General features: G+C 60.4%; 29 protein-coding genes. 7 read left to right on the forward strand and 22 right to left on the reverse strand.

Annotation, left to right across the window (positions count from 1 at the left end):
* The first annotated feature begins 48 nt into the window (after window positions 1-48).
* Both rapZ and npr read left to right on the forward strand, forming a co-directional pair.
* Window positions 49-903: an RNase adapter RapZ gene (gene rapZ, locus N6G83_RS19520; RefSeq protein WP_015379177.1), complete on the forward strand. Its 855-nt coding sequence runs from the start codon at window positions 49-51 to the stop codon at window positions 901-903.
* Window positions 900-1,172, forward strand: coding sequence for a PTS phosphocarrier protein NPr (npr, locus tag N6G83_RS19525; RefSeq protein ID WP_004937034.1), 273 nt, complete (start codon window positions 900-902; stop codon window positions 1,170-1,172). The genes rapZ and npr overlap by 4 nt, the downstream gene beginning before the upstream one ends.
* A gap of 40 nt (window positions 1,173-1,212) precedes the next feature.
* On the opposite strand, the gene N6G83_RS19530 is transcribed toward npr, so the two are convergent.
* From N6G83_RS19530 to N6G83_RS19575, 10 genes are all read right to left on the reverse strand, one after another.
* Complete coding sequence (locus tag N6G83_RS19530) at window positions 1,213-3,129, reverse strand: BglG family transcription antiterminator (protein ID WP_038629931.1); 1,917 nt, start codon at window positions 3,127-3,129, stop codon at window positions 1,213-1,215.
* A 51-nt stretch (window positions 3,130-3,180) separates the two neighbouring features.
* Window positions 3,181-4,395 carry a lactonase family protein gene (locus N6G83_RS19535; protein ID WP_260515734.1) on the reverse strand — a complete coding sequence of 405 codons (1,215 nt, stop codon included), beginning with the start codon at window positions 4,393-4,395 and terminating at the stop codon, window positions 3,181-3,183.
* Window positions 4,396-4,606: 211 nt separating this feature from the next.
* Entirely contained in the window at window positions 4,607-5,347 is a 741-nt protein-coding gene (gene dagF / locus N6G83_RS19540; protein ID WP_025304381.1) for a 2-dehydro-3-deoxy-phosphogluconate aldolase, read from the reverse strand.
* Entirely contained in the window at window positions 5,344-6,462 is a 1,119-nt protein-coding gene (locus N6G83_RS19545; RefSeq protein WP_197825123.1) for a DgaE family pyridoxal phosphate-dependent ammonia lyase, read from the reverse strand. Before N6G83_RS19545 ends, dagF begins: the two co-directional genes overlap by 4 nt.
* Window positions 6,446-7,585, reverse strand: a complete 1,140-nt coding sequence (locus tag N6G83_RS19550; protein ID WP_197825122.1) for an amidohydrolase/deacetylase family metallohydrolase — start codon at window positions 7,583-7,585, stop codon at window positions 6,446-6,448. The genes N6G83_RS19545 and N6G83_RS19550 overlap by 17 nt, the downstream gene beginning before the upstream one ends.
* Window positions 7,586-7,648: 63 nt before the next feature.
* Entirely contained in the window at window positions 7,649-8,299 is a 651-nt protein-coding gene (locus N6G83_RS19555) for a DUF4310 family protein (protein ID WP_004937013.1), read from the reverse strand.
* An 11-nt stretch (window positions 8,300-8,310) separates the two neighbouring features.
* Window positions 8,311-9,087 carry a DUF4311 domain-containing protein gene (locus N6G83_RS19560; protein WP_004937006.1) on the reverse strand — a complete coding sequence of 259 codons (777 nt, stop codon included), beginning with the start codon at window positions 9,085-9,087 and terminating at the stop codon, window positions 8,311-8,313.
* Between the two features lie 30 nt (window positions 9,088-9,117).
* The gene (locus tag N6G83_RS19565; RefSeq protein ID WP_004937003.1) at window positions 9,118-9,414 is read right to left on the reverse strand and encodes a DUF4312 family protein; all 297 of its coding nucleotides are present in this window, start codon (window positions 9,412-9,414) and stop codon (window positions 9,118-9,120) included.
* Window positions 9,414-9,779 (reverse strand): glycine-rich SFCGS family protein, encoded by a 366-nt coding sequence (locus tag N6G83_RS19570; RefSeq protein WP_004937000.1) that lies wholly within the window; start codon window positions 9,777-9,779, stop codon window positions 9,414-9,416. The genes N6G83_RS19565 and N6G83_RS19570 overlap by 1 nt, the downstream gene beginning before the upstream one ends.
* 36 nt (window positions 9,780-9,815) lie before the next feature.
* Window positions 9,816-10,142: a glycine dehydrogenase gene (locus N6G83_RS19575; protein ID WP_089180543.1), complete on the reverse strand. Its 327-nt coding sequence runs from the start codon at window positions 10,140-10,142 to the stop codon at window positions 9,816-9,818.
* 444 nt (window positions 10,143-10,586) lie between these two features.
* Between N6G83_RS19575 and rnk the strand changes: the two genes are divergently transcribed.
* Window positions 10,587-10,997, forward strand: coding sequence for a nucleoside diphosphate kinase regulator (rnk, locus tag N6G83_RS19580; RefSeq protein WP_004936993.1), 411 nt, complete (start codon window positions 10,587-10,589; stop codon window positions 10,995-10,997).
* 37 nt (window positions 10,998-11,034) lie between these two features.
* On the opposite strand, the gene N6G83_RS19585 is transcribed toward rnk, so the two are convergent.
* The 3 genes from N6G83_RS19585 to N6G83_RS19595 are packed head-to-tail and all read right to left on the reverse strand — an operon-like array spanning window position 11,035 to window position 14,148.
* On the reverse strand, window positions 11,035-11,823 hold the full coding sequence (locus N6G83_RS19585; protein WP_025304385.1) for a sulfite exporter TauE/SafE family protein: 789 nt from the start codon (window positions 11,821-11,823) through the stop codon (window positions 11,035-11,037).
* Window positions 11,816-12,697, reverse strand: a complete 882-nt coding sequence (locus tag N6G83_RS19590) for a formyltransferase family protein (protein ID WP_060434657.1) — start codon at window positions 12,695-12,697, stop codon at window positions 11,816-11,818. Before N6G83_RS19590 ends, N6G83_RS19585 begins: the two co-directional genes overlap by 8 nt.
* A complete protein-coding gene (locus tag N6G83_RS19595; protein WP_025304387.1) occupies window positions 12,694-14,148 on the reverse strand; it encodes an FAD/NAD(P)-binding protein in 1,455 nt (484 codons plus the stop codon). Before N6G83_RS19595 ends, N6G83_RS19590 begins: the two co-directional genes overlap by 4 nt.
* A 282-nt stretch (window positions 14,149-14,430) precedes the next feature.
* Between N6G83_RS19595 and N6G83_RS19600 the strand changes: the two genes are divergently transcribed.
* On the forward strand, window positions 14,431-15,213 hold the full coding sequence (locus N6G83_RS19600) for an AraC family transcriptional regulator (RefSeq protein WP_049204360.1): 783 nt from the start codon (window positions 14,431-14,433) through the stop codon (window positions 15,211-15,213).
* A 4-nt stretch (window positions 15,214-15,217) separates the two neighbouring features.
* Here the strand turns inward: N6G83_RS19600 and cybC are convergent, their stop codons facing one another.
* Both cybC and pmbA read right to left on the reverse strand, forming a co-directional pair.
* Window positions 15,218-15,604, reverse strand: coding sequence for a cytochrome b562 (gene cybC, locus N6G83_RS19605; protein WP_016930224.1), 387 nt, complete (start codon window positions 15,602-15,604; stop codon window positions 15,218-15,220).
* A gap of 138 nt (window positions 15,605-15,742) precedes the next feature.
* Entirely contained in the window at window positions 15,743-17,083 is a 1,341-nt protein-coding gene (gene pmbA, locus N6G83_RS19610; protein ID WP_260515738.1) for a metalloprotease PmbA, read from the reverse strand.
* A gap of 179 nt (window positions 17,084-17,262) precedes the next feature.
* Here pmbA and yjgA point away from each other — a divergent pair, with 179 nt between their 5' ends.
* A complete protein-coding gene (yjgA, locus tag N6G83_RS19615; protein ID WP_004936968.1) occupies window positions 17,263-17,811 on the forward strand; it encodes a ribosome biogenesis factor YjgA in 549 nt (182 codons plus the stop codon).
* A 30-nt stretch (window positions 17,812-17,841) separates the two neighbouring features.
* Here yjgA and N6G83_RS19620 read toward each other — a convergent pair whose 3' ends face one another.
* From N6G83_RS19620 to aaeX, 5 genes are all read right to left on the reverse strand, one after another.
* Window positions 17,842-18,141, reverse strand: a complete 300-nt coding sequence (locus tag N6G83_RS19620) for a barstar family protein (protein ID WP_004936963.1) — start codon at window positions 18,139-18,141, stop codon at window positions 17,842-17,844.
* Between the two features lie 5 nt (window positions 18,142-18,146).
* Complete coding sequence (locus N6G83_RS19625; protein ID WP_025304391.1) at window positions 18,147-18,614, reverse strand: ribonuclease; 468 nt, start codon at window positions 18,612-18,614, stop codon at window positions 18,147-18,149.
* Between the two features lie 280 nt (window positions 18,615-18,894).
* Window positions 18,895-20,862 carry a p-hydroxybenzoic acid efflux pump subunit AaeB gene (aaeB, locus tag N6G83_RS19630; protein WP_197765058.1) on the reverse strand — a complete coding sequence of 656 codons (1,968 nt, stop codon included), beginning with the start codon at window positions 20,860-20,862 and terminating at the stop codon, window positions 18,895-18,897.
* Complete coding sequence (gene aaeA / locus N6G83_RS19635) at window positions 20,862-21,797, reverse strand: p-hydroxybenzoic acid efflux pump subunit AaeA (RefSeq protein WP_033644462.1); 936 nt, start codon at window positions 21,795-21,797, stop codon at window positions 20,862-20,864. Before aaeA ends, aaeB begins: the two co-directional genes overlap by 1 nt.
* 7 nt (window positions 21,798-21,804) lie before the next feature.
* On the reverse strand, window positions 21,805-22,008 hold the full coding sequence (aaeX, locus tag N6G83_RS19640; RefSeq protein WP_004936952.1) for a p-hydroxybenzoic acid efflux pump operon protein AaeX: 204 nt from the start codon (window positions 22,006-22,008) through the stop codon (window positions 21,805-21,807).
* Window positions 22,009-22,322: 314 nt separating this feature from the next.
* On the opposite strand from aaeX, the gene aaeR reads away from it, so the two are divergent.
* Window positions 22,323-23,234, forward strand: coding sequence for an HTH-type transcriptional activator AaeR (aaeR, locus tag N6G83_RS19645; RefSeq protein ID WP_025304394.1), 912 nt, complete (start codon window positions 22,323-22,325; stop codon window positions 23,232-23,234).
* Here the strand turns inward: aaeR and N6G83_RS19650 are convergent.
* Window positions 23,225-23,569 carry a hypothetical protein gene (locus tag N6G83_RS19650; protein WP_060448023.1) on the reverse strand — a complete coding sequence of 115 codons (345 nt, stop codon included), beginning with the start codon at window positions 23,567-23,569 and terminating at the stop codon, window positions 23,225-23,227. The two genes, aaeR and N6G83_RS19650, sit on opposite strands and share 10 nt — an antisense overlap.
* Window positions 23,566-23,841 carry a zinc ribbon domain-containing protein gene (locus N6G83_RS19655; RefSeq protein WP_025304396.1) on the reverse strand — a complete coding sequence of 92 codons (276 nt, stop codon included), beginning with the start codon at window positions 23,839-23,841 and terminating at the stop codon, window positions 23,566-23,568. The genes N6G83_RS19650 and N6G83_RS19655 overlap by 4 nt, the downstream gene beginning before the upstream one ends.
* 207 nt (window positions 23,842-24,048) lie before the next feature.
* On the opposite strand from N6G83_RS19655, the gene N6G83_RS19660 reads away from it, so the two are divergent.
* The gene (locus N6G83_RS19660) at window positions 24,049-24,990 is read left to right on the forward strand and encodes a nucleoside hydrolase (protein WP_025304397.1); all 942 of its coding nucleotides are present in this window, start codon (window positions 24,049-24,051) and stop codon (window positions 24,988-24,990) included.
* Window positions 24,991-25,073: the final 83 nt, after the last annotated feature.

Raw genomic sequence — 25,073 nt, forward strand, 5'->3', positions numbered from 1 at the left:
TTACACCGGTGGCGATGAACGCCGCCGCGATGCCAGGGGAGTTGCCACATGGTGCTGATGATTGTCAGCGGCCGTTCCGGTTCCGGAAAATCCGTCGCCTTGCGGGCGCTGGAAGACATGGGTTTTTACTGCGTTGACAACCTGCCGGTGGTTCTGCTGCCGCAGCTCGCCAATACGCTGGCGGAACGCAATATCTCCGCGGCGGTCAGCATCGACGTGCGCAACATGCCGGAATCGCCGGAAGTGTTCGAATACGCGATGACTCAACTGCCGGACAGCTTCTCGCCGCAGCTGCTGTTCCTCGACGCCGATCGCAACACGCTGATCCGCCGTTACAGCGACACCCGCCGCCTGCACCCGCTCTCCAGCAAAAACCTGTCGCTAGAAAGCGCCATTGACGAAGAGAGCGATCTCCTCGAACCGCTGCGCTCCCGGGCCGACCTGATTATCGACACCTCGGAAATGTCGGTGCACGAACTGGCCGAAATGCTGCGCACCCGCCTGCTCGGCAAGCGCGAGCGCGAACTGACGATGGTGTTCGAATCCTTCGGCTTCAAGCACGGCATTCCGATCGACGCCGACTACGTGTTCGACGTGCGCTTCCTGCCTAACCCGCACTGGGATCCGAAGCTGCGGCCGATGACCGGTCTGGACAAGCCGGTAGCGTCGTTCCTCGATCGCCATACCGAAGTGCATAACTTCATTTACCAGACCCGCAGCTATCTGGAACAGTGGCTGCCGATGCTGGAAACCAACAACCGCAGCTACCTGACGGTCGCCATCGGCTGTACCGGCGGCAAACACCGTTCGGTGTACGTGGCGGAACAGCTGGCCGATTACTTCCGCTCGCGCGGCAAGAACGTGCAATCGCGCCACCGCACGCTGGAAAAGCGCAAGCAATGACGGTCAAACAGACGGTTGAAATCAAAAACAAGCTGGGCATGCACGCGCGCCCGGCGATGAAACTGTTCGAACTGGTGCAAAGCTTCGACGCCGAAGTGATGCTGCGCAACGAAAGCGGCACCGAAGCCGAAGCCAGCAGCGTCATCGCGCTGCTGATGCTGGACTCCGCCCAGGGTCGGCACATCGAAGTCGAAGCGACCGGCCCCGATGAAGTCAACGCGCTGGCGGCGGTGGTCGAGCTGTTCAACTCCGGGTTTGATGAAGATTAGTCGCTGAGGGCACTTCTGCGCCCAATCACTCACATGCCCCTCAACTCCGGCTCAGGCAGTCCAGCGCCACCGCTTTGAAGCTGTCGAAGCTGTCGCTGCCCAGCAGGCGGCTCATTGAGCGTTCACGCACGAAGGTGACGAACAGCTCGTAGATCGCCATCGCCTCTTCATAGTCGCTCTTGCTGATCGCCAGCAGGAAAATCACGTGCGCGATCTCACCTTCCCCCCAGGCGACCCCCTGCGGCGCCAGCAGCGTCACTACCACGGTCTTTTTCGCCAGCAGCCCCAGCGAGTGCGGCAGCGCGATGCCTTCACCCAGCAGCGTGGAGACGATCGCCTCACGTTCAACCAGCGACGGATAAAAGTCCGCGCCGACGTACCCTTCCCGCTCCAGCTGGCCGCACACCCGGCTGAACAGCTCCGCCTGCGTCAGCGGCTCGTTGAGCACCATGAAATGCTCGGCGTCGAAGAACTTCTCCAGCATGTACGGTTTGGTGCGATCCACCAGCACCAGCTTGCCCAGTTGCTCCAGCTGATAATCGGTCGGGAACGGCGACATCACTACCACCGGCTTGTTCTTTTCGCCGATACGGGCGTTGGAAATCACGAAGTCTTCGTCGATATGCGCAAGCATCTCGTAATCGCGCAGCGAGACGATGCGCGTCATCACCAGCTGCGGATATTTGCGCGCAATCTGCGCCTGGATCATGCGCACCGTTGAGTTGCCGGTATCGCACACCAGCATCACCTGCGGGTGGCGTTCATAACCGATGTTGTAATGCCGCTCCAGCCCCACGCCGATGTGCAGCACCAGATAACCGATTTCGTTCTCGCTCAGCGTATAAGGCGTGTACTTGCCCCAGCTGGAGACCGCCGCCAGCGTCACGTCATAAGCCATCGGATAGTGCTGCTTGATATTGGCCAACAGCGGATTGGGGATATTGATCTGGTATTTCACCCGCGTAATCATGGTCTTGATATGGGTGAGCAGATCGGCCCGCAGCTGCTCGTCGCCCTGCAGGTTATAGTTATAGTGTGCGTTGATGTAGGACAGGATGTAGTCCACCAACGCTTCTTCATCGTCGGCATTGATCTCGGTCGGTTGCACGTCCTGCACGCGGCGCGCGGCGATGTTGACCCGCAGATAGGCCTCTTCGGCCATCGAGATCTCTTTGCCGGAGGCCGCACGCAGCTCCGCCGCCAGGCGGGTCGACACCTGGCGCACCGCGTCGTCGCCGTCCTCCACCTCGAAGTCCGGCAGCGGATAGCCGTCGTTGATGCGCCGCAGCGCCACCGCGCAGTAGAAAATCAGGTACTGTTCGCCCTCATCGGTCAGGCGAATGGCATATTGCGACAACAGCGGATGCAGCAATCCGGCGAACGCCGCTACCTGCGGCTGCAGCAGGATCTCGTTGTTGAGCAGCGGGTTCTCGGCATCGGCCAGCTGCAGCTGGAACAGCAGATCGGTGAGGCAGGCGCGGATCGCCATCTCGGCGCCGAACAGCTTCATGCCGTAGCGCGGTTTGGTTTCGATCGTCAATTGATAGTGCGCCAGACGTTCCCTCACCTCAGCCATGTCGTTTTGCAACGTACCGCGGCTGACGAACCATTCGTCGGCCAGATCTTCCAGTTTAAGGGAGAAGGCTGAGGTCAAAAAACGCACCAGCAGATAATGCACCCGCTCTTGCGCGCTGCGCGGGGTAGCATGCTTGCGGCGCTCCTGATGCTGCAGGGCGCTGAACAGCGCGGCGTTATCGACCTGCAGGCGATAGCCGGCCCCACGGCTATGCACGAAACGCGCGCCGTACTTGTCCAGGATCTCGTTCAGCGCGGTGATATCCGCCCGCACCGTGCGGGTGGACACGGCGAAACGCTTCGCCAGCTCATCCTGCGGCAAAGTCTCGGTTTGCAAAGCATCGAACAAGTAAGCCAAACGCGGGTAAGGAAATCGCACCATTCTGTATCCGTCAATCAGGCGGCCCACCCGGCGAACCGGGCGGGCCACGGGTTACTTCGCCGGCGGCAGAAACGCCATTTGCGAGGGGCTGCCGATCGGCAGATAGCCGCCCACAAAGCTGAGCTTGCCGTCCGTCGGGTTGACGCTGAAGCGAGTGACGTTATCGCTGCGCTGGTTCAACGCATACAGATAGCGGCCATCCAAGCTCAGCGCCAGCGAACGCGGGTAATCGCCGCGGGTCCAGGTTTCCGCCACCGGTTTCAACTTGCCGCCGGTGCCCACGCTGAACTGGGCAATGCTGTTATGCAGCCGGTTGGCGACGTACAACGTGTCGCCGTTCTTGCTGAGCGCCAGCCCCGAAGCGAAGCTGGTACCCTGATAGTCGGCGGGCAGCGCGGAAACTGCATGCAGTTGTTTCAGAGTACCTTTTTGGCGATCAAAACGGTAGCTGGTCAACGTCGAAGCCTCTTCGTTCACCAGCAGCACGGTGTCGCCATCCGGATGAAACACAAAGTGACGCGGGCCGGCGCCGGCGGACGAGGCAGCGATCCACGGTGGATCGTTCGGCGTCAGCCGGCCGCTCGCGGCGTCAAAGCGCCATTGGTAGATGCGATCCAATCCCAGATCGGTAGAGAACACAAACTTGCCGCTTGGATCGCTGGCGATCATATGGGCATGCGGGCCGTTGTGATCGCTGATGGCGAAGCTGCCGTTCACCGCCGCCGCCGGTTTGGCCGCGCCCGCCGGGCCCTGTTGTTGCTGCACCGAGCTGGCGGTGCCCAGGCGGCCGTCCGCTTCGATCGGGAAAGCCGCCACGCTGCCGCTGACGTAGTTCGCCACCAGCAGATGGCGGCCGTCCGGCGTCGATGAGAGATACACCGGCCCCGCCCCCTGCGAATCCACCTGGTTGAGCTTCGTCAGGCCGCCGTCGGCCGGATTGATCCGGTAGGCGGTGATGCCGCCGTGCTTACCGCCGTTGAAATCGGCCACTTCGCTGGCGACATACAGCGTCTTGCCATCAGCGCCCAACGTCAGCTGCGCCGGATTCGGCACGTTGCTGACCAGCGTAACCTGGCTCAGCGCGCCGCTGGCCGGATCGACCCGCACTCGGTAAACGCCTTCGCCGTTGGGATTGTAGGTGCCGATATAGGCAAAATGAGATGACGTGGAGTTCATTGCATCCTCAGCATGCAGCGCCGGGCCGGTCACGGCCAGCAGCGCCAGGAACAACGCGGTGCGTCGGGTTGGAGCCTGCCAGTTTCGCATAGTAGTCCTCAGTATATACCCGTCATCTTTCAAGCCGCAGCGTTGTTGGCTGCCCACACTCACCCCAGTCACTTACTTAAGTAAGCTCCTGGGGCTCCTGCGCTTGCCGCCTAGCTGCAACTTGAAAGCTATAGGCTATAGGTAACGGCGCGGCATGCCGCGCCACGGGAAAACCTTCGCCTCCCAGCGTTTACCTCATCCCATTGTGCGTTCAGCCCACCAGCTTTTTGGTCATCGCCAGCAGGGTTTTCACGTCCTGCGGACGCGTGTCGCCGCTGGCGGCGTCGATGATCGAGCTGTAGATATGCGGGATCACGCGTTTCACGCCGGCCGCCAGCGCGATCTCGACGATCGGCTCAAAGTTCTCCAGATCGATGCCGCCGGTCGGCTCCAGCATAAAGTCATGCTCGGCGCAGGCCTTGGCGACGTACTGGTATTCGTCCTTGCACTTCAGGCCGCCCATCGGGAAATACTTGATGGAGCTGCCGCCCATGTCCTTCAGCAAGGCGATGGCGGTTTCCACCGGCACGATGCCGTCCGGCGCCGCGGCGCTCAATGGGCCGGTAGAGATCTTCACCCAACCGACGCGGCCGGTCGGCGACACCAGGCCGTTGACCACGCTGTCGTTCTGGCCCAGCAGCGCGCGGCTAGCGCCGACGCCGGTAAACACCTGGTTAACGTGCTGCGGCTGCACCTGCTGAGCGATCAGGCTGACCATCGCCGACTGCTTCGGATCGCCGGCGCCCAGGCCGACCGACAGCGCGTTTTCGATCAGGCGAGCATAGCGCAGCATGTCGGTCACCGCGCTGTCGACGTCCGGGTAGTTCTTGGAGAGCACGCCCACCAGCACATGGCCTTCCGCCGCGGCGTAGATGTCCTGCGCGTTGGCTTTGGAGCCGGCCAGCACGTTCAGGCAGACGCGGTCGCGATAGTAGTTAGGCTGCAGCTTCATGCTTGTTTCTCCGTAAACAGGTTTTTGATACAGGTAAAGACGGTCATCAGTTGCCGCTCGTCGACGCTGCGCACATCGACCTCAATCTTGCCCTCGTTGGCCTTGTAGCCGCGGAAGTAGATGGCAATATCGCCGGTTTTCAGCGCCTGGACGATGTCATAGGTCGACCGCCCCAACACCGCTTCGTCGAAGGTAATCTCGGCGCGGGCGATATCGCGGCCGGCGCTGTCCCAGACGGTCTTGGCGCTGACGCCGGTCAGGGTATTGAGGCTGTCGAGGAACGGCGTCATCCGCGCCACCATCTGTTGCCCGGTGGTTTTCTCAAGCGTCAGATAGCTTTCAATCGCCTGCGTCAGGCCGAGGATGCCCTCTTTGCCGACCTTCATCGCCCGGCCAATGCCGCCGGATTGCAGCTTCACCCACTCGACGTACTGTTTCTTGCCGACAACCAGACCGCTGGTCGGCCCCTCGATGGCTTTGGCGCCGCTGTAGATCACCAGATCGGCCCCCATCTGGTAGTAACACATCAGATCTTCTTCCGCCGCGGCGTCGACGATCAGCGGCAGTTTATGCTTGCGCGCCACCACCGCCGCCTGTTCGACGGACAGAATGCTTTTCTGCACGCAGTGGTGCGATTTGACGTACAGGATCGCCGCAGTCTGCGGCGTGATGCAGGCTTCAATCTGCTCCGGCGAACATTCGTTGGCGTACCCCGCCTCCACCACCTTGCCGCCGCCCAGCGCCACCATGGTGTCCACCGGCGCGCCGAAGTTGACGTTGTGACCGCGCGGCAGCACGATCTCGCGCGGCACGGTCACCGGCGCCGAATGCAGGTTCACCAGCAGATTGGCGTTATCTTTAACGATCACCGCCGCCACCGACTGGGCGATGCCCGCCGAGGCGCAGGAGACGATCACCGCATCCTCCACGTTGAGCAGATCGGCGATATAGGCGCCGGTCTTGTTGACCAGATCCTTGATTTCGAAATAGTGGTTCAGGCCGTAATCAACGGCGTCGATCACGTCCTGGCGCGGCGTAGAAACGCCGAGAATGGTCATGCGGCCGGAGGTGTTGATCACCTGCTTCAAACCGTATTTTTCATAAATCGAAGACATGGCTTGCCTCCCCTTGTTCGGTTAATAGGATTTCCCCGGCCACCACCGCGGCCAGCGGTACCAGCAGCCGTTCGCCCTCGGCGGTTTGCCCTTCGGCGTCGGCGAAGACCTGCGGTTCGCGGCGCAGTTCAAACAGCGTGAAATCGGCGTCATAGCCCGGCTCCAGTCGCCCTTTGCCGCTCAGCTGCAGCGCCGACGCGGCGTTCTCCGTCACGCAGGCGATCACCTGCGGCAGCGTCAGGCCGACGCTGAAGAATTTGGACATCACCGTCGCCAGGCTGTGCACCGGTCCGTTCATGCGGTTGCGGCAGTAAATATCGGAGCTGATGGTGTGCGGCAAAATACCCAGCGTGATCGCCTGGCGCGCCACCTCGAAGCTGAAGCTGGCGGTGCCGTGCCCCACGTCGAGCAATACGCCGCGCCGCAGCGCGCGCTGGATAGACTCGCGCAGCGTGCCCGCCGGCGTCAGAATGCGGTTCGGTTTGCCGTTGTAGCAGTGGGTGATGATGTCGCCACGGGTCAACAGATCGGCAATCTCGTCCAGATCCGGCGGGTTATTGCCGATATGCACCATCAGCGGCAGCTGGCGGTTTTCCTGCTGGATCTCTTTAGCCAACACCAGCGGGCGGGTGCCGTTCTTGCCCACCACGCTGCTGCTCATGCGCGCCTTGATACCGATGATGAAACCGGGATGGTTGGCGATGGCCTGGCCGGCCTCGTGCTTGTCGATGTCCGTCAACTCCGCCAGCTCGTTCTGCCGCAGCAGGCCGATGCGCGAGATATTGAGGAAGGCGAAAACGTTGGTTTTGGCGCTGCGCGTCAGTTGATAAAAGGCGTCGATATCGTCGGCGCCGGTGCTGCCGGCATCGACCACGCTGGTGACGCCGCTGGCGACGCCGACCCGATCCGGCTCGTCATGATAAATCGGCGATTCGGGATAGCAGTGCACGTGCGCATCGATCCAACCGGCGCTCAGGCGGCAGTTGCCCGCCAAATCCAGCTGGCGAACGGCGCTGATGTCCGCCGCCAGCCGCCCCACCGAGGCTATTTTGCCGTCTTTCACCGCCAGATCGATCAGCGTATCGTCCGCCAGTCTGGCGCCTCTGATTACTAAGTCATACATACCGCATTGCTCCTGTTAGCCCGGGCGCCGCCGCAGCATCGGGCGGCGCCTGGCGCAGGCCTCTTAAGAAATGGCTACCGGGAAGATCGCCCCCAGGATCATCGCGCCGAGGATCGCTCCGCCGGTGATCGGTTTACCCCAGATATAGAACAGCAGCGCGCCGAGCAGCGAACCGATGCCGATCGGGATCGAGGCGGTCATTGCCGACAGGATGATCAACGGCCCGAGGAAGCGGCCCGAGGAGTTGCCCGCCCCCATCATCACGTCCGCCCCGTAGGTGGAGTTGCTTTGATTGATGGTGAATTTTCGCGCCAGAATGATCACATAACCGATCGCCAGGCCGATGATCAGGCCGGTAGCCAGCGAAGCGGCAAAGTTGGCGACCGGGAACACAATGCCGGCCCCCAAAAGCAGCGCCGGTACGCCCAGCCCGACGCCGGTCTGGATCGCGCCGCCGATGTCGAGGATGCCCACCAGTGAACCTTCGATGATGCGCGCGAACAGGAAGCTGGCGCCGAACGCCGCCACCGCGCCATACACGCCGGTATCCATCCCCGCCCGCAGCATGGAGACGAAGGCCACTTCGTTAAAGGCGCCGATGCCGTACAGGTAGTACATGTGCGTCCCGGCGAACACGCCGGAGGACAGCAGGCCAACAAAAATCGGGAATGACCAGTCGGCGTACCAGAAGCCTTTTTGGGTTTGCTCTTCCATCATCCCGCTCCTTATTTACCGCTCAGGGTGTTGTGAATGGCGTCCAGCCAGCCCGGCACGCCGAGGCTGAAGGACTCGAGAACTTTCATGTCAAAGCCGCGGAAGAAGCCGCTCAGCACGAACAGCAGCACGATCACCGCCATCATGATCTTGGTGATCTTGTTCCAGCCGCTCTCTTCCACGCCTTTGCCGATCAGAATGCCCAGCACCAGGCCCGGTACGGCGTTGCCCATGATCAGCTGCGCCAGGCCGCCGAAGATGGTGCCCCAGAAGCCGGAACGGCGCCCGGCGTCGATCGCCGCCAGCCAGAAGATCACCGGCATCACGGTATTCACCAGCAGGTTGGCCGCCGGCACCAGCACCTTGATCGCGGTGACCTGCAGCGCGGCAGGCACGGCGGAAGCGGTGGTATTGAGGAAGGCCACCACCAGCATGCCGATGATGCCGCAGGCGATGGCCATTTTTTTCGGATCGTGCAGCGTTTGCGCCAGATTGCGGTTCTTGACCATCAGGGCCGCCGCGCCCCAGTGCGGGATGATGCGGTGATCGACGTCCTGCGTGAAGGAGCCCGCCGCTACGGAAGACGCCCAGGCGTTGAAGAAGAAGCCCAGACCGAATGAGAAGTGGGAAGCCGGATCGCCCTCGCAGGAGTTCAGCTCGCCCAGGGTACGAAACGCCCCCATGCCCTGTGTTGTCGGTGCGTGGAACATGCGTGCGGCGCCGGCCCCTACGCCGACTCCCACCAGCCCACCGATAATTATCGATTTAAATAAGATGATTAAAAACATCAGTATACCCTTTCATTTATGCTAACGTTTTTATTTCGTGACGAAGACAACCTTCTCGGTATTGATAATGGTTACGTTCACGGTTATTTCCAGAGAAACGGCATAGCTCTTTCTTTCACGCGGCAAAAAGAAGAAAAGAAATTTCTCTTTAGTTATTTTCTCTTCCGCTTTCACTACGCTGACGTCCTGCGGCTCGATGCGCAGCAGAATATTGTTGGTGGACTTTAATACCGCGCCCTGCACATTAGCCAAGGCGGAAGCAAAAGCTTTCGCTTTGCTGTCGCCTTTACCCTCCACCTTTACCGATGTGGTATATTGCTCTTTCATTATGGGTTGCCATGTTTTTTGACGTAGGCTTCCACCAGTTTCTGGCCCAGCTCTTCTTTATCCATAAAGCCGAAACCCAGCACGTTGCAGCCTTCATTAATTGCCGTCACGCCCTCTTCCACCGAACGCATGCCGTATTTGGCTTTGTAGCCGTATTTGGTTTGCGCGGTAATTGCGCCGGCGCCACCGCTACCGCAAAAAGAGATGCCCAGCTGCGCGTTTTCCGCTTTCATGACGTCGCCCAGCTTCATGTCCGCCGCCACGCCGGGGATAACCACCGCTTTTCCGCCTGCGTTTTCAACACCCTGGCCGACTTTTTGCCCTTTGCCCAAACGATCGCCGATCACTACGGTAATTTGACCCATGTTATATTCTCCTGATTTAAATCGATGCATTAACCGCTATGCGTTATTATCTTTCGCCACTTCGAAGTGCACTGACAATAAATAGGCTTCTTCGATAGGCAATGTGTCAAACTGATCCACCACGCGCTCCGCCATTTGCATGGATTCGGCGGAGATTTCGTCGAACAATGATTTATCTACCTCCGGCAACGGCTCGCCGGTTATTGAACGCAGCACCATGGCACGAATATGCGATTCCAGCATCTGTTGCTGCACCGCATTGGTATAAATATTTTCAGCATTCAGCATCGCGGTAATATCCGCCAACACCCGAGCGGTGATCGCCCCGGCTTCGCTGACATCGGATTGTTCAATTTCTTTTATCGAAGCAGATCCATCATTCACTTTTCAGTACCCCTAGATCCCACATTAATCAGTAAGCCGTAAAGCGCATCACCTGAATAACCCGCTTTCTGTGATGTCTTTACCCTACTCCCGGTAGGATTTTCTGTGTAGACCGGTTTTTTCCAGTTCGAAGTGGAAATCGAATGACGCGCGGAGATCCATTTCGCAAAACGGCGCTGCGGCGAAAAAGTGAATGAGATAACAATTACATAACCCGGCTAACGGTTTTTTTTGCCTCGATTGACGATAAAAGCCTTCGTGATCGGGATCTCTTTCTTTTCTTGCCCCAACCGCCTACTATCACTAGGACAAATCGACATTACCCACACCCCCGCTCCTCTGGCGCGGGGGTGTTGCTTTGTGTTGTTTTTCCGAATTTATGGGCGCACAGACTGGCGCCCTTTGATTTGACTGGAGAGTGGAATGACCAAACCCATCATTACTATTAATGAGCTGGATGCGGAACGCCTGGATGCGCTATTGGAACAACCGGCCTTTGCCAATACCGACGTCGCCGCCGCGCTGAACGACGAATTGGATCGCGCGGAAATCCTGCCGCCGGAGAAAATGCCGGCCAACGTGGTGACCATGAACAGCCGCGTGCGTTTTCGCGATCTGCACACCGATGAAGAGCACGTGCGCACGCTGGTTTACCCGGCATCGCTGAAAGACAGCCACGATCAGCTGTCGGTGATGGCGCCGCTGGGCGCAGCGCTGCTTGGCATGCACGTCGGCAAGCAGATCTCCTGGCAATTGCCGAACGGTGAAGAAGCGCGGATTGAAGTGCTGGAGTTGTTGTACCAGCCGGAAGCGGCGGGCGAATACCACCGTTAAGCGGTTTTCAGGGCGGCATCCGGCCGCCCTTTCTGTCTCAGAGGCAGATAGCGATCAGCACGGCGATCAGCAGCAGCACGTAGATTTTGGCATGCAGCGCATCGCTCACCTTCGGCAAACAGCGCCTGGCAAACACGATCCCCGCAATCCCCGCCACCACCAACAACCCCAGAATGTTCAGATTGACGTAGCCCAGATACTGCGGCCCGCTCATCTCGTGCCACCCCAACACGATATACATCAGCGCCCCGATCACCGCCACCGGGATCGACAATGGATTGGCGGCGCTGACGCAATATTTCATGTCGTAGCCGTGGCGGCGCAGCAGCGGCACCGTCATGACGCTGCCGCCCACCCCCAGCAGCGTGGCGATACCGCCTATCAGCGGGCCGCCGCCCCACAACGTGGCGGGGGACAGGTCGGCGCGCGCCGGTTTGACCAGAAAACCTCGGCGGAACAGACAGTCGGCGATGGTCACCGCCATATAGACCACAAACAGCCCGCGGATCACGCCGTCCGCCAGCAGTGAGGAGGCGAACGCGCCCAGCGCAGCGCCGATGCCGATGAAAAAGATCAGCGGCACGATGGTTTCGCGCAGCAGGTTGCCGCTGCGCCAGTTGGTCAGCGTCGCGTAACTCGCGTTGAGGATCATCACCGCCGTCGAGGTTGCCACCGCGATATGCATCGCCTGGCCGGGCTGCTCGCCCGACACAGAGATCAAGTGATAGACGAAAGGCACCACTACAAAGCCGCCGCCGAAGCCGAACAGAATGGTGGTGATGCCGGTCAGAAAACCGGCCCCCAGTACAATCAACGTTTCAATCATGGCCGTGCGCCCGCACGAAGTCGTCGAACCCGGCGCAGAACTGCCCCGCCAGCGGGTGGAAGCGATCGCCGACGAACAGCCCCAGATACTGCTCACGCACGGCGTCATGGTCCACCAGCTCAATGCCCGCCTGTTCCGCCTGCGCCAGCGTCTGCGCATCCGGGAAACCCCAGTAGCGCGAATCGCCCTGCTTTTCCGCCGTTATCGCTTCGCTGTGCTCCGCCCGCATCAGCTGGCGCGCCAAAAAGGTGCCGCTTTGTACGCCCAGCAACATCATGTTTTCCAGGAACGACAGATCGTGGCGCAGCTCGGCGGGCAGACGGGCGATCACCGGGCCGGCGTCCCAGTGCTCATCCATTTCATGCAGCGTTACCGCACAGTCCCTGTCACCGTTCATCATCGCGCGGAACAGCGTCATCACCCCGCGATAGCGTGGCAAATCTCCCGGATGCAGGTTCCACAGCAGCTTGCCGCGTCGGCTGAAGGCGCGCACATAGTCGGCGGAAAATTTCTGATAACAGCGTAAAGAGATCACCCCGTCCATATGGCCCAGGCTGCTGATAAACGCGGCGTCATTGATGTCGAGAACGCGATGCGCTTTGACCCCGGCGGCGGCCAGGAACAGAGCCGGCGGCTGATAGGCGCCCTCACAGGCGGCGGCGTTGCGGCCAACGAACGGGAACACGAAATCATTCAGCACCTCGCGCTCATACAGCCCCAGGCGGCGAACCGCCGGCTCCTGCGTGCGCCCGGCGCTTTTCGCCAGGGGAAAATACACCGTAAAAGTACACTCGTCCCTCAGGGTGGCGATCAGATCCTGACACACCAGCCAGGAGAAAATGTCGTTGCCGACAAAGAGCGCTACGTTTTTCATACTTCAGCCTTCTTTGCATTGAAAATAGGGTTGTTGAACACGATCTTGCTGATATCCCGCGTGATGGATTCCATCGCCGAGGTGTAAAACAGATCGCCCTTGGCGGGCGCGCCGAGCGAGTAGAGATGCTGCTCACGGCCGCGTCGGTCGGCGATTTTCAGCGTGTGCGGGTTGCACTTCACGCCGCCGAACAGGTTCTCTTGCACCAGCCCGTCTTGCAGCAGCTGATGGCTCAGGCGGTTGGGCGGCAGTTGATAAGAAGGCGTGGTGCAGTTGAACAGATACTGCGCATGCACCCGCGTCTCATGGCAACGAAGGATAAACCCGTCCGCCCCCTTACTGATATCCACCAGGCCGCCGCAGGCACGCAAGCGTTGGCTCTCAAGCGCCGCCACGATCTTGCTGGCGTTCTTTAGCGGCATGGCATGTCGATTGCGCATCCAGGAGGAGTTGTAAAAGCGCATGAAGACCTGCCGGTTGTTGGCATCCATCTTGACCCAGGCGGCGCACACCGCCGGGTGGATCGCCGCCAGATAGCTGCAGATATGCTCCCGGGCAAAACGCGCGCGATCGAGACTGTCTGCCAGATCGCGATAGCAATCGCGCCTTTCCCCCAGCGCCGAGAGCACCGTCAGCCGCTCCGGCCCCGGATAGTGGCGCGCCAGCGCGGCATTGATCGCATGTACCAGCTGATGCGCGTCAATAAAATCGCGGCCGGCGACAAAGCGCCGCAGCGCCTCAACAAATGCTTCCGGCGGCGGACGCATCAGCGCCGGCTGCACGCTGGGGAACAGGCCCGAGCGCGACAGGGCACAGATGTCGGTCGCCCCCAGGCGCTCCATCAGCTCAACGATGGCGTCAATCGCCGTCAGGCTGCAGCCGATCACGCCGATGCTCGAATAAGGGTTGATCGGCGGCAGATCCTGGTGGGCCTGATAAGCGATCACGCCATCTACCGGATAGAGACATTCCGGCGGGTTGTGCCCCGAACACAGCACCAGCGCATTCATCTGTTCGGCGCTGCCACAGGTGGTGGTCAGCCGGTAGCCGGCTTCGAGCGGCGCGATGGCATTTACTTCGGCGGTCACGAAATTCAGCGCGACGTTACTGTCCGCCGCCATATAAATCGTCATGTCGCGAATAAAATCGAGATATTCCCGATACAGCCAGCGCGGCGGATAACGATCCTGGCAAAACTGCGGGAAATGCATGGCGATCCAATCAACGAAGTGCGTGTCGTCGAAAATATCCGCCGACATATTTTCCGGCGTCATATTTAATATATGGCTGTCAAAATCGCTGCTGTATGCCATTCCGCCCTTGAAGCCCTGCTTGTCGAACACCGTCAGGGAAAGCGGCCTTTTGCAATGATTAACCGACTTATTTTTTATAAAGTTATACGCAAAAGCGATCCCGGCGGCTCCGCCGCCAACCACACCGAACTTATACATGAAATATCACCTTATAGTCATTGAACTGCGCTAAGAACTATTGCTTCAGGTGTTGGAATAAATGACGCTTTATTCCTTATTAACTTCTTGTATTGCGAGAACGAAAACCTTCGTCCCACCCCGGTGTGAAAACTTGCACGGGCTTTATGGCCGATAAAATAACGGCACCGCGAACAAGCATTATTTTTCTGCCCCGATAGTAGGGCGGCGGCCGCTGGCTTGCTTTATATGAAAGGCCAACTATCATTGCGTTTCGGCCAATCTGCCCGCCAAAGGAAACACATGCGCAACGTCCGCATTGATGACATCGACCACGTAACGCGCGCGGTGATCGCCATCGGCACCGATTATCCGCCGGGACACCTGCTGCCGATGCACAGCCACCGGCGCGCGCAGTTGCTGTACGGCGCCACCGGCGTCATGCACGTTTTCACGCAGCAAGGCAATTGGGTCGTCCCGCCGCAGCACGCGGTATGGCTGCCGCCGCAGATGCCGCACGCGGTGAGGATGGTCGGTGTCACCACCCGCAGCCTGTACCTCGAACCCGGCGCGTTGCCCGCCGAACGGCCGCAGGTATGCCAGGTGGTCAGCGTCACTCCGCTGATGCGCCAGCTGTTGATGGCGGCGGTGGATATGCCGCTGGAGTATGAACAAGAGGGGCGCGACGGAGCGCTGGCAATACTGCTGCTGCATGAGCTGGCCAGGCTGCAGCCCTTGCCGTTGCACATCCCGCTACCCGCCGATCCTCGGTTAGGCGAGCTGTGCCGCGCCTTTTTGCAGCACCCCGACGCCCACGACTCCGCGCAGCGGTGGGCGCCTCGTCTGTACATGAGCATTCGCACCTTCAGCCGCTTCTTTCGCGCGCAGACCGGCCTGCCGTTTTCGCAATGGCGCCAGCGCGCCTGCGTGGTACTGGCGTTGGCGCTGCTGGCCGAAGGACGCAGCGTAACGCAGGTGGCGATGGAAATGGGATATGACAGCAGCGCGGCGTTTTCAACCATGTTTCGCCGCGTGCTCGGGCAGGCGCCCTCCTCCTATTTGACGGAAGACGGGCGCGACGGTTGACGGATTAGCGGAATTTCTTGTGGTTGGCGTCGCGGGTTTGCTTGAAGCCCTGCGCCAGCTGCTTCGCTTCGGCGACTTTGCCCTGATTGGCCAGGGCCAGCGCCTGATCGATCTGGCCGATCAGGGTATCCAACCCGCTGCGGAAATCTTTCATCTCCGGGCTGTCGGCGGCTTTGTCTTCCAGCTTCGGCGGAGTGCCCTGTTTGGCATCCTGCGCGGCGGCGCGCATGTTTTGCAGGCTCTGTGTGAGGGTAGCGGCGGAATCGGTATTCAGCACCGTTTTATAGTTTTCCGCCAGGGTGTCCATATCGTCGCCCAGATCGGCAGCGACCGCCAGCGAACTGGCTGCCAGCAGCGTCAACGCCGCCAGCGCTTTCAGGGTATTCTGCATGTTTGCTCACCTTCCAGTTATTGTTTTAATTAACCCACCGTTACCATAGGCAAGGCCGGGCAAAACCGAAACCGGAGATTTGTAAGCAAGGTTGAGACGGGATAACGCGCGACCGGCGGGCGCCGGCCGCGCAGAGGATCACTGACCGGCGATCTTCATTTCCGGCAGCAGCACCGAACCGCACTGGATATTGCTGCGGGTTTCGATATCGCTGCCGACGCTGACGATGTTGCGCAGCATGTCTTTCAGGTTGCCGGCAATGGTGATCTCGCTAACCGGGTACTGGATCTCACCATTTTCCACCCAGAAACCGGCGGCGCCGCGCGAGTAATCGCCGGTGACGCCGCTGACGCCCTGGCCCATCAACTCGGTGACCACCAGGCCGGTGCCAAGCTGTTTCAACATGCCGGCGAAGTCCGCGCCCTGCCCGGCAATGCGCCAGTTATGGATGCCGCCGGCATGGCCGGTGCTGTGCAGGCCCAGCTTGCGCGCCGAGTAGCTGGTCATCAACCAGGTCTGCAGCACGCCGTCCTTGATGATATCGCGCCGCTGGGTGCGTACGCCCTCGCTGTCGAACGGCGTTGACGCCAGCCCTTTCAGCAGGTGCGGATGCTCCTCGACGGTCAACCATCCCGGCAGGATCTGTTTGCCGAGCGAGTCCAGCAGGAAAGTGGATTTACGGTAGACGCTGCTGCCACTGATGGCGCCCACCAGATGGCCGAAAAGCCCGGTGGCCACTTCGGAGGCGAACAGCACCGGCGCCTTCATGGTCGACAGTTTGCGCGGCGCAAGACGTGCCAGCGTGCGGCGGGCGCACTCCTGCCCCACCCACTCGGGGCTGTGCAGATCGCCCATCGCACGGCCGATGGTGTAAGCGTAATCCCGCTCCATATCGCCGTCCTGCTCCGCAATGACGCAGCTGGACAGCGAGTGGCGGCTGGAACAGTAGCTTTGCAGCATGCCGTGGCTGTTGCCGAACACCTTGATGCCGTAGTGGCTGTTGAAGCTGCCGCCTTCGGTATTGGTAATGCGTTTGTCCGCCGCCAGCGAAGCCTGCTCGGCGCGCGCCGCCAGCTCGATGCCGCGCTCGGCGTCCAGCTCGGTCGGGTGGAACAGATCGAGATCCGGCGCCTCGAACGCCAGCAGATCTTTCTCCGCCGGGCCGGCGCAGGGATCTTCAGAGGTGTAGCGCGCGATGTCCAGCGCCGCCTGTACGGTGCGGGCGATGGCGTCCGGACTGAGATCGGTGGAAGAGGCGCTGCCTTTGCGTTGGCGGTGATACACGGTGATGCCCAGCGCGCCATCGCTGTTGAACTCGACGTTTTCCACCTCGCCGAAGCGAGTGCTGACGCTGATGCCGGTCGATTTGGTGACCGCCACTTCCGCCGCGTCGGAACCGGCGCGGGCCAGCTCCAGCGCCTGAGAAACGGCCTGTTCCAGCGCCTTGCGCTGTTCTGCAACTTGAGTGACTACTTTCATCAATCTGCCATAATTAATCAGAAAATCGTTGAGAAAAGTGCCGGAGCGGCGTAGTTGTGCACGCGGAGCGGCGCGCAAAAATCCTGAGATCTCTGCCGTTGAGTCTAACAGGAACCGCGTTGAATTTCGCATAAAGCCGGCAACCTGTTAGGATTAGCCTCTTTTTAACGGAGCCTACCATGAACAAACAGCCTGAAGACTGGCTCGACGATGTCCCGGAGAATGAAAACGAGGACGATGACGAGATTATCTGGGTCAGTAAAAGTGAAATTAAACGTGATGCCGAAGCGCTGAAAGACCTGGGGGCCGAAATGGTCGATCTGGGCAAAAACGCGCTGGATCGCATTCCGTTGGATGAAGATTTGCGCGCCGCCATCGAGCTGGCGCAGAAGATCAAGAAAGAGGGCCGTCGCCGTCAGCTGCAGCTGATCGGCAAGATGCTGCGCGCCCGCGATATCGAGCCGATTCAGACCGCGCTCGACAAGCTGAAAAACCGCCACAACCAGCAGGTTTCGCTGTTCCATAAGCTGGAAGCGCTGCGCGACCGCCTGGTGGAAGAAGGCGATGACGTCATTCCGTCGATCCTGGATCTGTATCCAGCAGCCGATCGTCAACAGCTGCGTTCACTGGTGCGCAACGCGCAGAAAGAGAAGGCCGCCAACAAGCCGCCTAAGGCTTACCGCCAGATCTTCCAATACCTGCGCGAGCTGGCCGAAGCGGCTGACTAAGCGCCGCCGCCGTCCCGGGATGAACCCGTTTCATCCCCGGTGATGCGCCGGTTCGCCGCTGCTTTCGCGGATATTGAAGCGCAGGCTGCCTTCCAGCTCTTCTTCCGCTTCTTCAAACAGCAGAATGATTGCGCCGAAACGACGCTTGCTGCGGGCATTGAGGTGGGTGAACTCGATTTCCACCGGCAGACCGATATCGCCGGTCACCACGTCCCACAGCGCGTCGAGGTTGGCGCCAAACCCCTCGTCCAGCGCAAACTTGTGCGCGAAATCGCGGTAGAAGGTTGGCACGTCCTGGATCTGCTCAAAATCAAACTCTACTTTTGCCATCAAACTCACTCCACACGAATGAAGTTTTTGTAATGGTCGCGCGTAACGAAGATCAGACCGTCGCTCGAATACAACAGGCGATCGGCGCCGCGCCGGCCACACTGGTAATTGATGTCCGCTTCGCGCCAGACCCGGCCGCCGGCGCTCGGCAGTTGCCCTTCACGGTTAGAGAATCGATCGCCGCCAATCGCCTTGCCCGGCAATACTGCACAGAGGTTGCCTGAACGCGGATCCCAGCCCTGCTCGCGCGCCTGCTTCTTGGTGACGTAATAGTCCGGCAGCCGCTGATGCTGCTGCAGGTAGCTCACCACCGTTTGCTGCTGCGTGAGCCGGTCGATACTCTGCTGCTGGCCCGCCGGTGCCGGCACCCTCGCCGGATTGCCGTCGATCGCACGGTGCTCGTTGCCGCGCAGCGCGCTGAAGACGGCGATGACCACGGCGATGACAATCGCCAACAGAATCCGCTTGTTCATGACATTCCCTGAAATTATGCCGCCGAAGGCGCCGCAGCTCCCCCAGGCTAGTTAGGTATATAGTCGACCTGGATGAAACTAAGATGACCGGCACGTCACGTTTTCGCGGCGGTAAGCGTTTCATCCATTCATGACAATGATGCCACTTTCCAGCCGTTCTGGCACTCGGAGTCTCTCTGAAAACGGGCCGCCTCTTATGAGACGGCCCGCCAGATCGGGCACTGCTTTCAGTATAGTCAGGGAAGGCGCCGCACAACGCGGCGCAACAGGAGGGAACGCATCAATCGATCAAGGCGTGACGATAGCGATGCAGCATATCGGCCAGGCGTTTCACGGGCCCGGTGACGCTGAGCGGCGCCTGATTGTCCACCAGCTTCTGCTGGTACTCATTCATCTCACCCAGCAAGCGATCGTAGTAATAGGCGCGCTTGACGTCGTTCTTGGCGGAGACCACCCGATCGGCGGTGCTGCGGATCTGGCGGTGGAAGGCCGACAGCTCTTCGCTGGCCGGAATTTCCGCTCGCTGCATGCGCTGGTGGGCGATGATCAGGTTCAGCGCCAGACGATACTTGGCGATGTCGTTCGGGAACATCATCAGCAGCTGATTAAGCTGCTGATACAGCGCAGGCAGGTGGTTTTGCCGACGGCGCGCCGCCTTGGTGGTCAGCGCCGACACCGCGCTGCTGACGAACTGGTTGAGCAACGTGCGGCCGGTGCGTTCGCGCGAATTATCGCGGATCAGCAGCAGCACCATCAGCCCAACGCAGCTGCCGAGGAACTGGCCCAGCGCCCCATCGAGAAACTGGGTCACGTTGAACTCCATCGGGTTGCTCAGCACCAGAATGTTGATGGTCCCCGCCAGCAGCCCCAGCGAACCGAGCCGCCGCTTCTGAACCTCGATGCCGATGAAAAACGCCAGCAGGCCGAGGCTGAGACACAGCAGCAAAATGCTCTGCTGGGTCGCCGGCAGGATCACCATGAAGAACAGGGAACCGACCGGGATCGCCGCCAGCATGCCCAGCACGAAATCCATCGCCACCATGCGCGGCGCCGGGGTGCGCATCGCCAGCGAGGTGATCACCGCGATGATCACCATAAAACCGCTGCCGGACGTCCAGCCGGTCCACAGCCACAGCAGGCTGCCGAAGGCCGTCGCCACAAAGGTACGCAAGCCGTTGATCATCGCGTGATGCCCTTCCGCCGAGGTCGGTTTGACCACGGTTTCGTTGCTCAGCACCCCTTCTTCCACCGCGCTGATGCTGCAGTTGGCATGCACGCCTTTCGACAGCAGCAGGTAGCGCGTCGCCGCGCCGACCCAACCGGTGATGGTCGGCAGCGTTTCCTCGGAACGATGCGTGGTCAGCACCTGGCGCAACAGCTTCATGCGCTTGTGGATCTCCTGCGGGGTTTCCGCCGGGACCATCAGTTGCTCCCGCAGGCTTTCTTTCAGCGCATCCGGGTGATTCAACAAGATCAGATAGGTTTCGCAGGCCTGGGTGATCAGCGTCAGCGACAGCGTATGCAGCGCCTTCACCCGTCGATTGACCTTCTGCCAGCGCGAGGACTCCATCATCAGGTTGTTGCGCATGCCGTCCAGGGCCGTGGTGCTCTTGACCAGATTGCTCCAGGCGCGATCGATGTCTTCTTTGTCGGCGTTGCTGATGCACATCTGCATCAGGCGGTATTGAGCCACCAGCAGCTGATCCACCGCCCGATCGATGTCCTGTTTGATCGAACGCGGCGAGAACAGCAGATCCGCCAACACGGCGCTGACGATCCCCAGCACGATCTCGCTGCAACGCTCGATGGCGAACTGCGGCGCTTCCAGCAGATGAGACTCGCTGGTAGCGACCGTCACGATGATGATCAGCGCGGTATATCCGGCCAGCCCCCAGGCATAGGAGTTCTCCACCTTGATGAGTGAAGAAAGCCAGGTGCAGAAACCGGCCCAGATGCAGCACAGCAGCAGCATCACCACCGGCGCGCGGGCGGTGGTGATGATAATGATCAGGCCGACGAAGCAGCCGATAAAGGTGCCGATGATACGCAGCCAGCCGCGGTGGCGGATGGCGCCGGAGAAGGGTTCACCGCCGGCGGCAAAGGCCGGGCCGGCGGCGACGATGGCGGCGGTCATCGCCGACCAGCGCGGGGTTTCCAGATTGAGATGGAAGCCGACGAACAGCGCAAACACAATCGCGAAGCTGAGTTTGAAGGCGAATCTCAGCCGGATAAAGGTTGGGCTGCTCATTAGCCGAACTCACGCAGCCGGTGCATCAGGCGCACAAAAGGTGAGCCGCTGTCGGCATTGCGATCGTTTTTGCCAACGATCACCACGGTGGCAGTGGTGCCGGCCGGGTACGGATGCTGTTGGTCCTTGGCGTCCAGCAGGATCTTCACCGGCACGCGCTGCGCCAGGCGTACCCACTCCAGGTTGCTGTCGATCGAGGCCAACCCTTTGTTGTTCACCGTGCTGCTGCTGTTGTTCACCGCCGCCGCCACGCTGTCGACGGTGCCGTGCATGATGCGGTTGCTGCCGAGCGGAGTGATCTCCGCGCGATCGCCCTTATTCAGGCCGTTCAGCTTGGTCTCTTCCAGGTACGCCAGGATGTAGAAGGAATCTTTCTTCACCAGCGCCACCGCGACCGACCCACGGGTGATGTATTCACCGGCGTGTACGTTGAGGTTGGTGATCCAGCCATCGGCCGGGGCGCGCACCGTGGTGCGCTCCAGATCCAGCTGCGCCAGCTCGCGCGCCGCAATGGCCTTCGCCAGCTGGTGCTGCACGGTCTGCAGCGAGTTGTTCGACTGGTCAATCTCTTCCTGCGACATCGCCTGCACGCCCAACTTCACGCGGCGGCCGGCCTCACGCCGTTTCTCCGCCGCCAACGTCTGATAGTAGGCGACGTCGGCGCCGGCTTCCGCCAAGGCCTGCTCATAACGCGGCCGATCGACCACGAACAGCACCTGACCTTTCTTCACCAGCTGGTTGTCCACCACCGGCACGTCGGTCAGCAGGCCGCTGACGTCCGGCGCGATCGCCACCACGTCGGCGGTGAACTTGGCATCACGCGTCCACGGCGACTCGGTGTAGAACACCCAGGCCTTGAATACCGCGGCAATGCCCAGCAGCACAAGAATCAAAGTGATCGCGATTCGGGTTATTTTTATCGAAAAATTTTTCACAGCGACCTCAAACAAAAAGACACGAAATCAGATAAAACAAGCAGCAATACAGCGCGGTGTTAAACAGCGCCGGATGCCAGACAAAATCGTAAATCCCCGTCGGCTGCAGCAGGCGGCGCAAGAGAAAAAACAGCGCCAGCGACACCAGCAGCTCGAAAAACACCGGCGGAAACGACAGTCCGAAGATGACCATAACCGGAAGCAAACTCATCACTTTTTCCTTATTGTTCACTGCGCCGGGGAAAGACACATCTCGCCATTCACATTCTCTTTACATTTTAGCGTGCGCGCGCCACAAATCTTGACCAGACAGCTTGTCCAGGTCACGAACCCGAAAAAAGGTTAAACTTTGGGGCAGACGTCCACGACAGGGATTGCGAGGGTGCCAGAGGAGCGGCAGGATTACGTCGCCGATCGCTCTCGCACGTTGGTAAGGTCTATTCACCCGACCACGTTATATTAGCCTGCTTACTATCAAGGCATCAACAATCTGTGATCTAAATCACTTTTAAGCCAGAGTGAATAATGGAAAGATTAAAACGGATGTCGGTATTCGCCAAAGTGGTTGAGTTCGGGTCGTTTACCGCGGCCGCGCGCCAACTCGGCATGAGCGTTTCATCGATCAGCCAAACCGTCTCGAAACTGGAAAATGAGCTGCAGGTCAAGCTGTTGAACCGCAGCACGCGCAGCATCGGCCTGACCGAGGCCGGCAAAATCTACTATCAGGGCTGCCGACGCATGCTGCAGGAAGTCAGCGAAGTGCATGAGCAACTGTATGCGTTTAACAATACGCCCGCCGGTACGCTGCGTATCGGCAGCTCATCCACCATGGCGCAAAACGTGCTGGCGAACATGACCGCCGAGATGATGAAAGAGTATCCGGGTCTGACGGTCAACCTGGTGACCGGCATTCCGGCACCGGACCTGATCACCGACGGGCTGGATCTGGTGATCCGCACCGGCGCGCTGCAGGACTCCAGCCTGTTCTCCCGCCGCCTGGGGCAGATGCCGATGGTGGTGTGCGCCGCCAAAAGCTACCTGAGCCAGCATGGCACGCCGCAGAAGCCGAGCGACATGGTCAACTTCTCCTGGCTGGAGTACAGCGTGCGGCCCGACAGCGAATTCGAACTGATGTCGCCGGAAGGCATCACCACGCGCATTTCCCCGCAGGGGCGCTTCGTCACCAACGACTCCTCCACCATGATCCGTTGGCTGAAAAACGGCGCCGGCATCGCCTACGCTCCGCTGATGTGGGTGATCGAAGAGATCAAACGCGGCGAAATTGAGATCCTGTTCAAAAGCTACCATTCGGATCCGCGGCCGATCTACGCGCTCTATACCGAGAAGGACAAATTGCCGCTGAAGGTGCAGGTGTGCATCAATTATTTAACCGACTATTTCGAACGCGTCGCGGCAGTCTATCAGGGCTATCGCTGAGCCGTGCTCAAATAACGGTGCGCCAGCGCACCCAGCAGCGTCAGCGCCAACATACCGAGGCCCCACAACAGCCAGACGGCGTAGCCCGCCCAGGTCAGCAGCAGAGGAAAATAGCTCGCCAGCCCGCTGGCCAGCTGTTTCAGCCACGGTAGCCAGACGTCCAACACCGCCTGCGGCACCAGGTTCAGCGCACCGTTCACCGGCAACGATGCTTTCCCGGCTGCCTCCGCCAACGCCGGGAGCCAGGCCAGCACCCCGGCGACGCCCCAGGCCAGCAGCGTCCACAGCACCATGGCGCCCAGCAGCAGCGCGAGTGTCCAACCGCCCCGGTTCACGGCACACCGCCGCCGCACTGCGGACAAAAGCGGCTCCCCGGCGGCAGCGGCGCGGCACACTGTCCGCAGGTGGCGCTCGCCGCGGCAAACGGCTGACCGCAGCGGTGGCAATAACGGGCGCCCGATTTATTCACGGCCCGGCATTCCGGACACTGCGGCCCCGGCTCGCCATGCTGGTTATAGCGGTTGCCATGATGCCCACCGCCGTGGCTCGCACGCAGATGACCGCCGTTAATACCGCCTTGCCCCAACAACCGTTTCAGTAAGCTCATCCCGCCTCTCCTCTGTGCATTGACGCTGAACCTCACTGTAAACCCTGGAGTAAACTCCAGGGTAAAGCCCGACGAGCAGGATTTACGTTTCATTACATCGTAAAAGTGGCAAGGCTTTGATGCCGTTAACAAAAGCACCATCGGCATTATCCCACGCCACCGCGCTGCGTTATGCTGCGGAAACCTCTCCCTGCATCAGGAATAACCATGAAAAAAATCATACTGGACTGTGACCCGGGGCATGACGACGCCATCGCCCTGTTGCTGGCCTGGGGCAATCCGCAGATCGACCTACTGGCGGTCACCACCGTGGTGGGTAACCAAACGCTGGACAAAGTGACGCGCAACGCGCTGGCGGTGGCCCGCATCGCCAATATCACCGGCGTACCCTTCGCCGCCGGCTGCCCGCGCCCGCTGGTGCGCAATATCGAAGTGGCGCCCGACATTCACGGCGATTCCGGCCTCGATGGCCCGGTGCTGCCGGAACCCCACCTGCAGCTGGACTCGCGCCACGCGGTGGATCTGATCATCGAGACCGTGATGGCCCACCCGCCCGGCAGCGTGACGCTGGTGCCTACCGGCGGCCTGACCAATATCGCCATGGCCGTGCGTAAAGAGCCGCGCATTGCCGAGCGGGTCAAGGAAGTGGTGCTGATGGGCGGCGGCTACCATGTGGGCAACTGGAGCGCGGTGGCGGAGTTCAATATCAAAATCGATCCCGAAGCGGCGCACATTGTATTTAACGAAAAATGGCCGCTGACCATGGTCGGGCTGGATCTCACTCACCAGGCTTTGGCCACGCCGGCAGTCTGCGAACGCATCGCCGCCCTCGGCACCCGGCCGGCCGCCTTCGTCGGCGAACTGCTGGCATTCTTTGGCCGTATGTACCGGCAGGCGCAGGGCTTCAGTGCCCCGCCGGTGCACGATCCTTGCGCGGTGGCCTATGTGATCGATCCGAGCGTCATGTCGGTGCGCAAAGCGCCGGTGGATATCGAGTTGACCGGCACCCTGACGTTGGGCATGACGGTCGCGGACTTCCGCGCGCCGCCGCCGCCGGACTGCCACACCCAGGTCGCGGTCAAACTGGATCAGGATAAATTCTGGGATCTGGTGGTGGATGCGCTGGAACGGATCGGCGACGTGGAGTAAGCGCACAAGAGACGAGACTAACGCGCTTGGGCAGGCGCGTTAGTCTGTATTCTGCCGCGGCAACGGGGAGGCTCAAGTCATAA

Source organism: Serratia sp. PL7 (genome assembly GCF_945957435.1).

Bases quoted from the DNA above. Each gene is read 5' to 3' on its own strand.
- N6G83_RS19545 (WP_197825123.1), bottom strand. From the start codon at position 6,462: ATGTCTTCGATTTATGAAAAATACGGTTTGAAGCAGGTGATCAACACC.
- N6G83_RS19530 (WP_038629931.1), bottom strand. From the start codon at position 3,129: ATGGTGCGATTTCCTTACCCGCGTTTGGCTTACTTGTTCGATGCTTTG.
- cybC (WP_016930224.1), bottom strand. From the start codon at position 15,604: ATGCAGAATACCCTGAAAGCGCTGGCGGCGTTGACGCTGCTGGCAGCC.
- yjgA (WP_004936968.1), top strand. From the start codon at position 17,263: ATGAACAAACAGCCTGAAGACTGGCTCGACGATGTCCCGGAGAATGAA.
- N6G83_RS19660 (WP_025304397.1), top strand. From the start codon at position 24,049: ATGAAAAAAATCATACTGGACTGTGACCCGGGGCATGACGACGCCATC.
- N6G83_RS19620 (WP_004936963.1), bottom strand. From the start codon at position 18,141: ATGGCAAAAGTAGAGTTTGATTTTGAGCAGATCCAGGACGTGCCAACC.
- pmbA (WP_260515738.1), bottom strand. From the start codon at position 17,083: ATGAAAGTAGTCACTCAAGTTGCAGAACAGCGCAAGGCGCTGGAACAG.
- aaeR (WP_025304394.1), top strand. From the start codon at position 22,323: ATGGAAAGATTAAAACGGATGTCGGTATTCGCCAAAGTGGTTGAGTTC.
- aaeX (WP_004936952.1), bottom strand. From the start codon at position 22,008: ATGAGTTTGCTTCCGGTTATGGTCATCTTCGGACTGTCGTTTCCGCCG.
- N6G83_RS19595 (WP_025304387.1), bottom strand. From the start codon at position 14,148: ATGTATAAGTTCGGTGTGGTTGGCGGCGGAGCCGCCGGGATCGCTTTT.
- rapZ (WP_015379177.1), top strand. From the start codon at position 49: ATGGTGCTGATGATTGTCAGCGGCCGTTCCGGTTCCGGAAAATCCGTC.
- N6G83_RS19600 (WP_049204360.1), top strand. From the start codon at position 14,431: ATGCGCAACGTCCGCATTGATGACATCGACCACGTAACGCGCGCGGTG.
- N6G83_RS19535 (WP_260515734.1), bottom strand. From the start codon at position 4,395: ATGCGAAACTGGCAGGCTCCAACCCGACGCACCGCGTTGTTCCTGGCG.
- dagF (WP_025304381.1), bottom strand. From the start codon at position 5,347: ATGAAGCTGCAGCCTAACTACTATCGCGACCGCGTCTGCCTGAACGTG.
- N6G83_RS19555 (WP_004937013.1), bottom strand. From the start codon at position 8,299: ATGGAAGAGCAAACCCAAAAAGGCTTCTGGTACGCCGACTGGTCATTC.
- rnk (WP_004936993.1), top strand. From the start codon at position 10,587: ATGACCAAACCCATCATTACTATTAATGAGCTGGATGCGGAACGCCTG.
- N6G83_RS19550 (WP_197825122.1), bottom strand. From the start codon at position 7,585: ATGTATGACTTAGTAATCAGAGGCGCCAGACTGGCGGACGATACGCTG.
- aaeB (WP_197765058.1), bottom strand. From the start codon at position 20,862: ATGAGCAGCCCAACCTTTATCCGGCTGAGATTCGCCTTCAAACTCAGC.
- N6G83_RS19565 (WP_004937003.1), bottom strand. From the start codon at position 9,414: ATGAAAGAGCAATATACCACATCGGTAAAGGTGGAGGGTAAAGGCGAC.
- N6G83_RS19570 (WP_004937000.1), bottom strand. From the start codon at position 9,779: ATGGGTCAAATTACCGTAGTGATCGGCGATCGTTTGGGCAAAGGGCAA.
- N6G83_RS19585 (WP_025304385.1), bottom strand. From the start codon at position 11,823: ATGATTGAAACGTTGATTGTACTGGGGGCCGGTTTTCTGACCGGCATC.
- N6G83_RS19625 (WP_025304391.1), bottom strand. From the start codon at position 18,614: ATGAACAAGCGGATTCTGTTGGCGATTGTCATCGCCGTGGTCATCGCC.
- N6G83_RS19655 (WP_025304396.1), bottom strand. From the start codon at position 23,841: ATGAGCTTACTGAAACGGTTGTTGGGGCAAGGCGGTATTAACGGCGGT.
- npr (WP_004937034.1), top strand. From the start codon at position 900: ATGACGGTCAAACAGACGGTTGAAATCAAAAACAAGCTGGGCATGCAC.
- N6G83_RS19590 (WP_060434657.1), bottom strand. From the start codon at position 12,697: ATGAAAAACGTAGCGCTCTTTGTCGGCAACGACATTTTCTCCTGGCTG.
- N6G83_RS19560 (WP_004937006.1), bottom strand. From the start codon at position 9,087: ATGTTTTTAATCATCTTATTTAAATCGATAATTATCGGTGGGCTGGTG.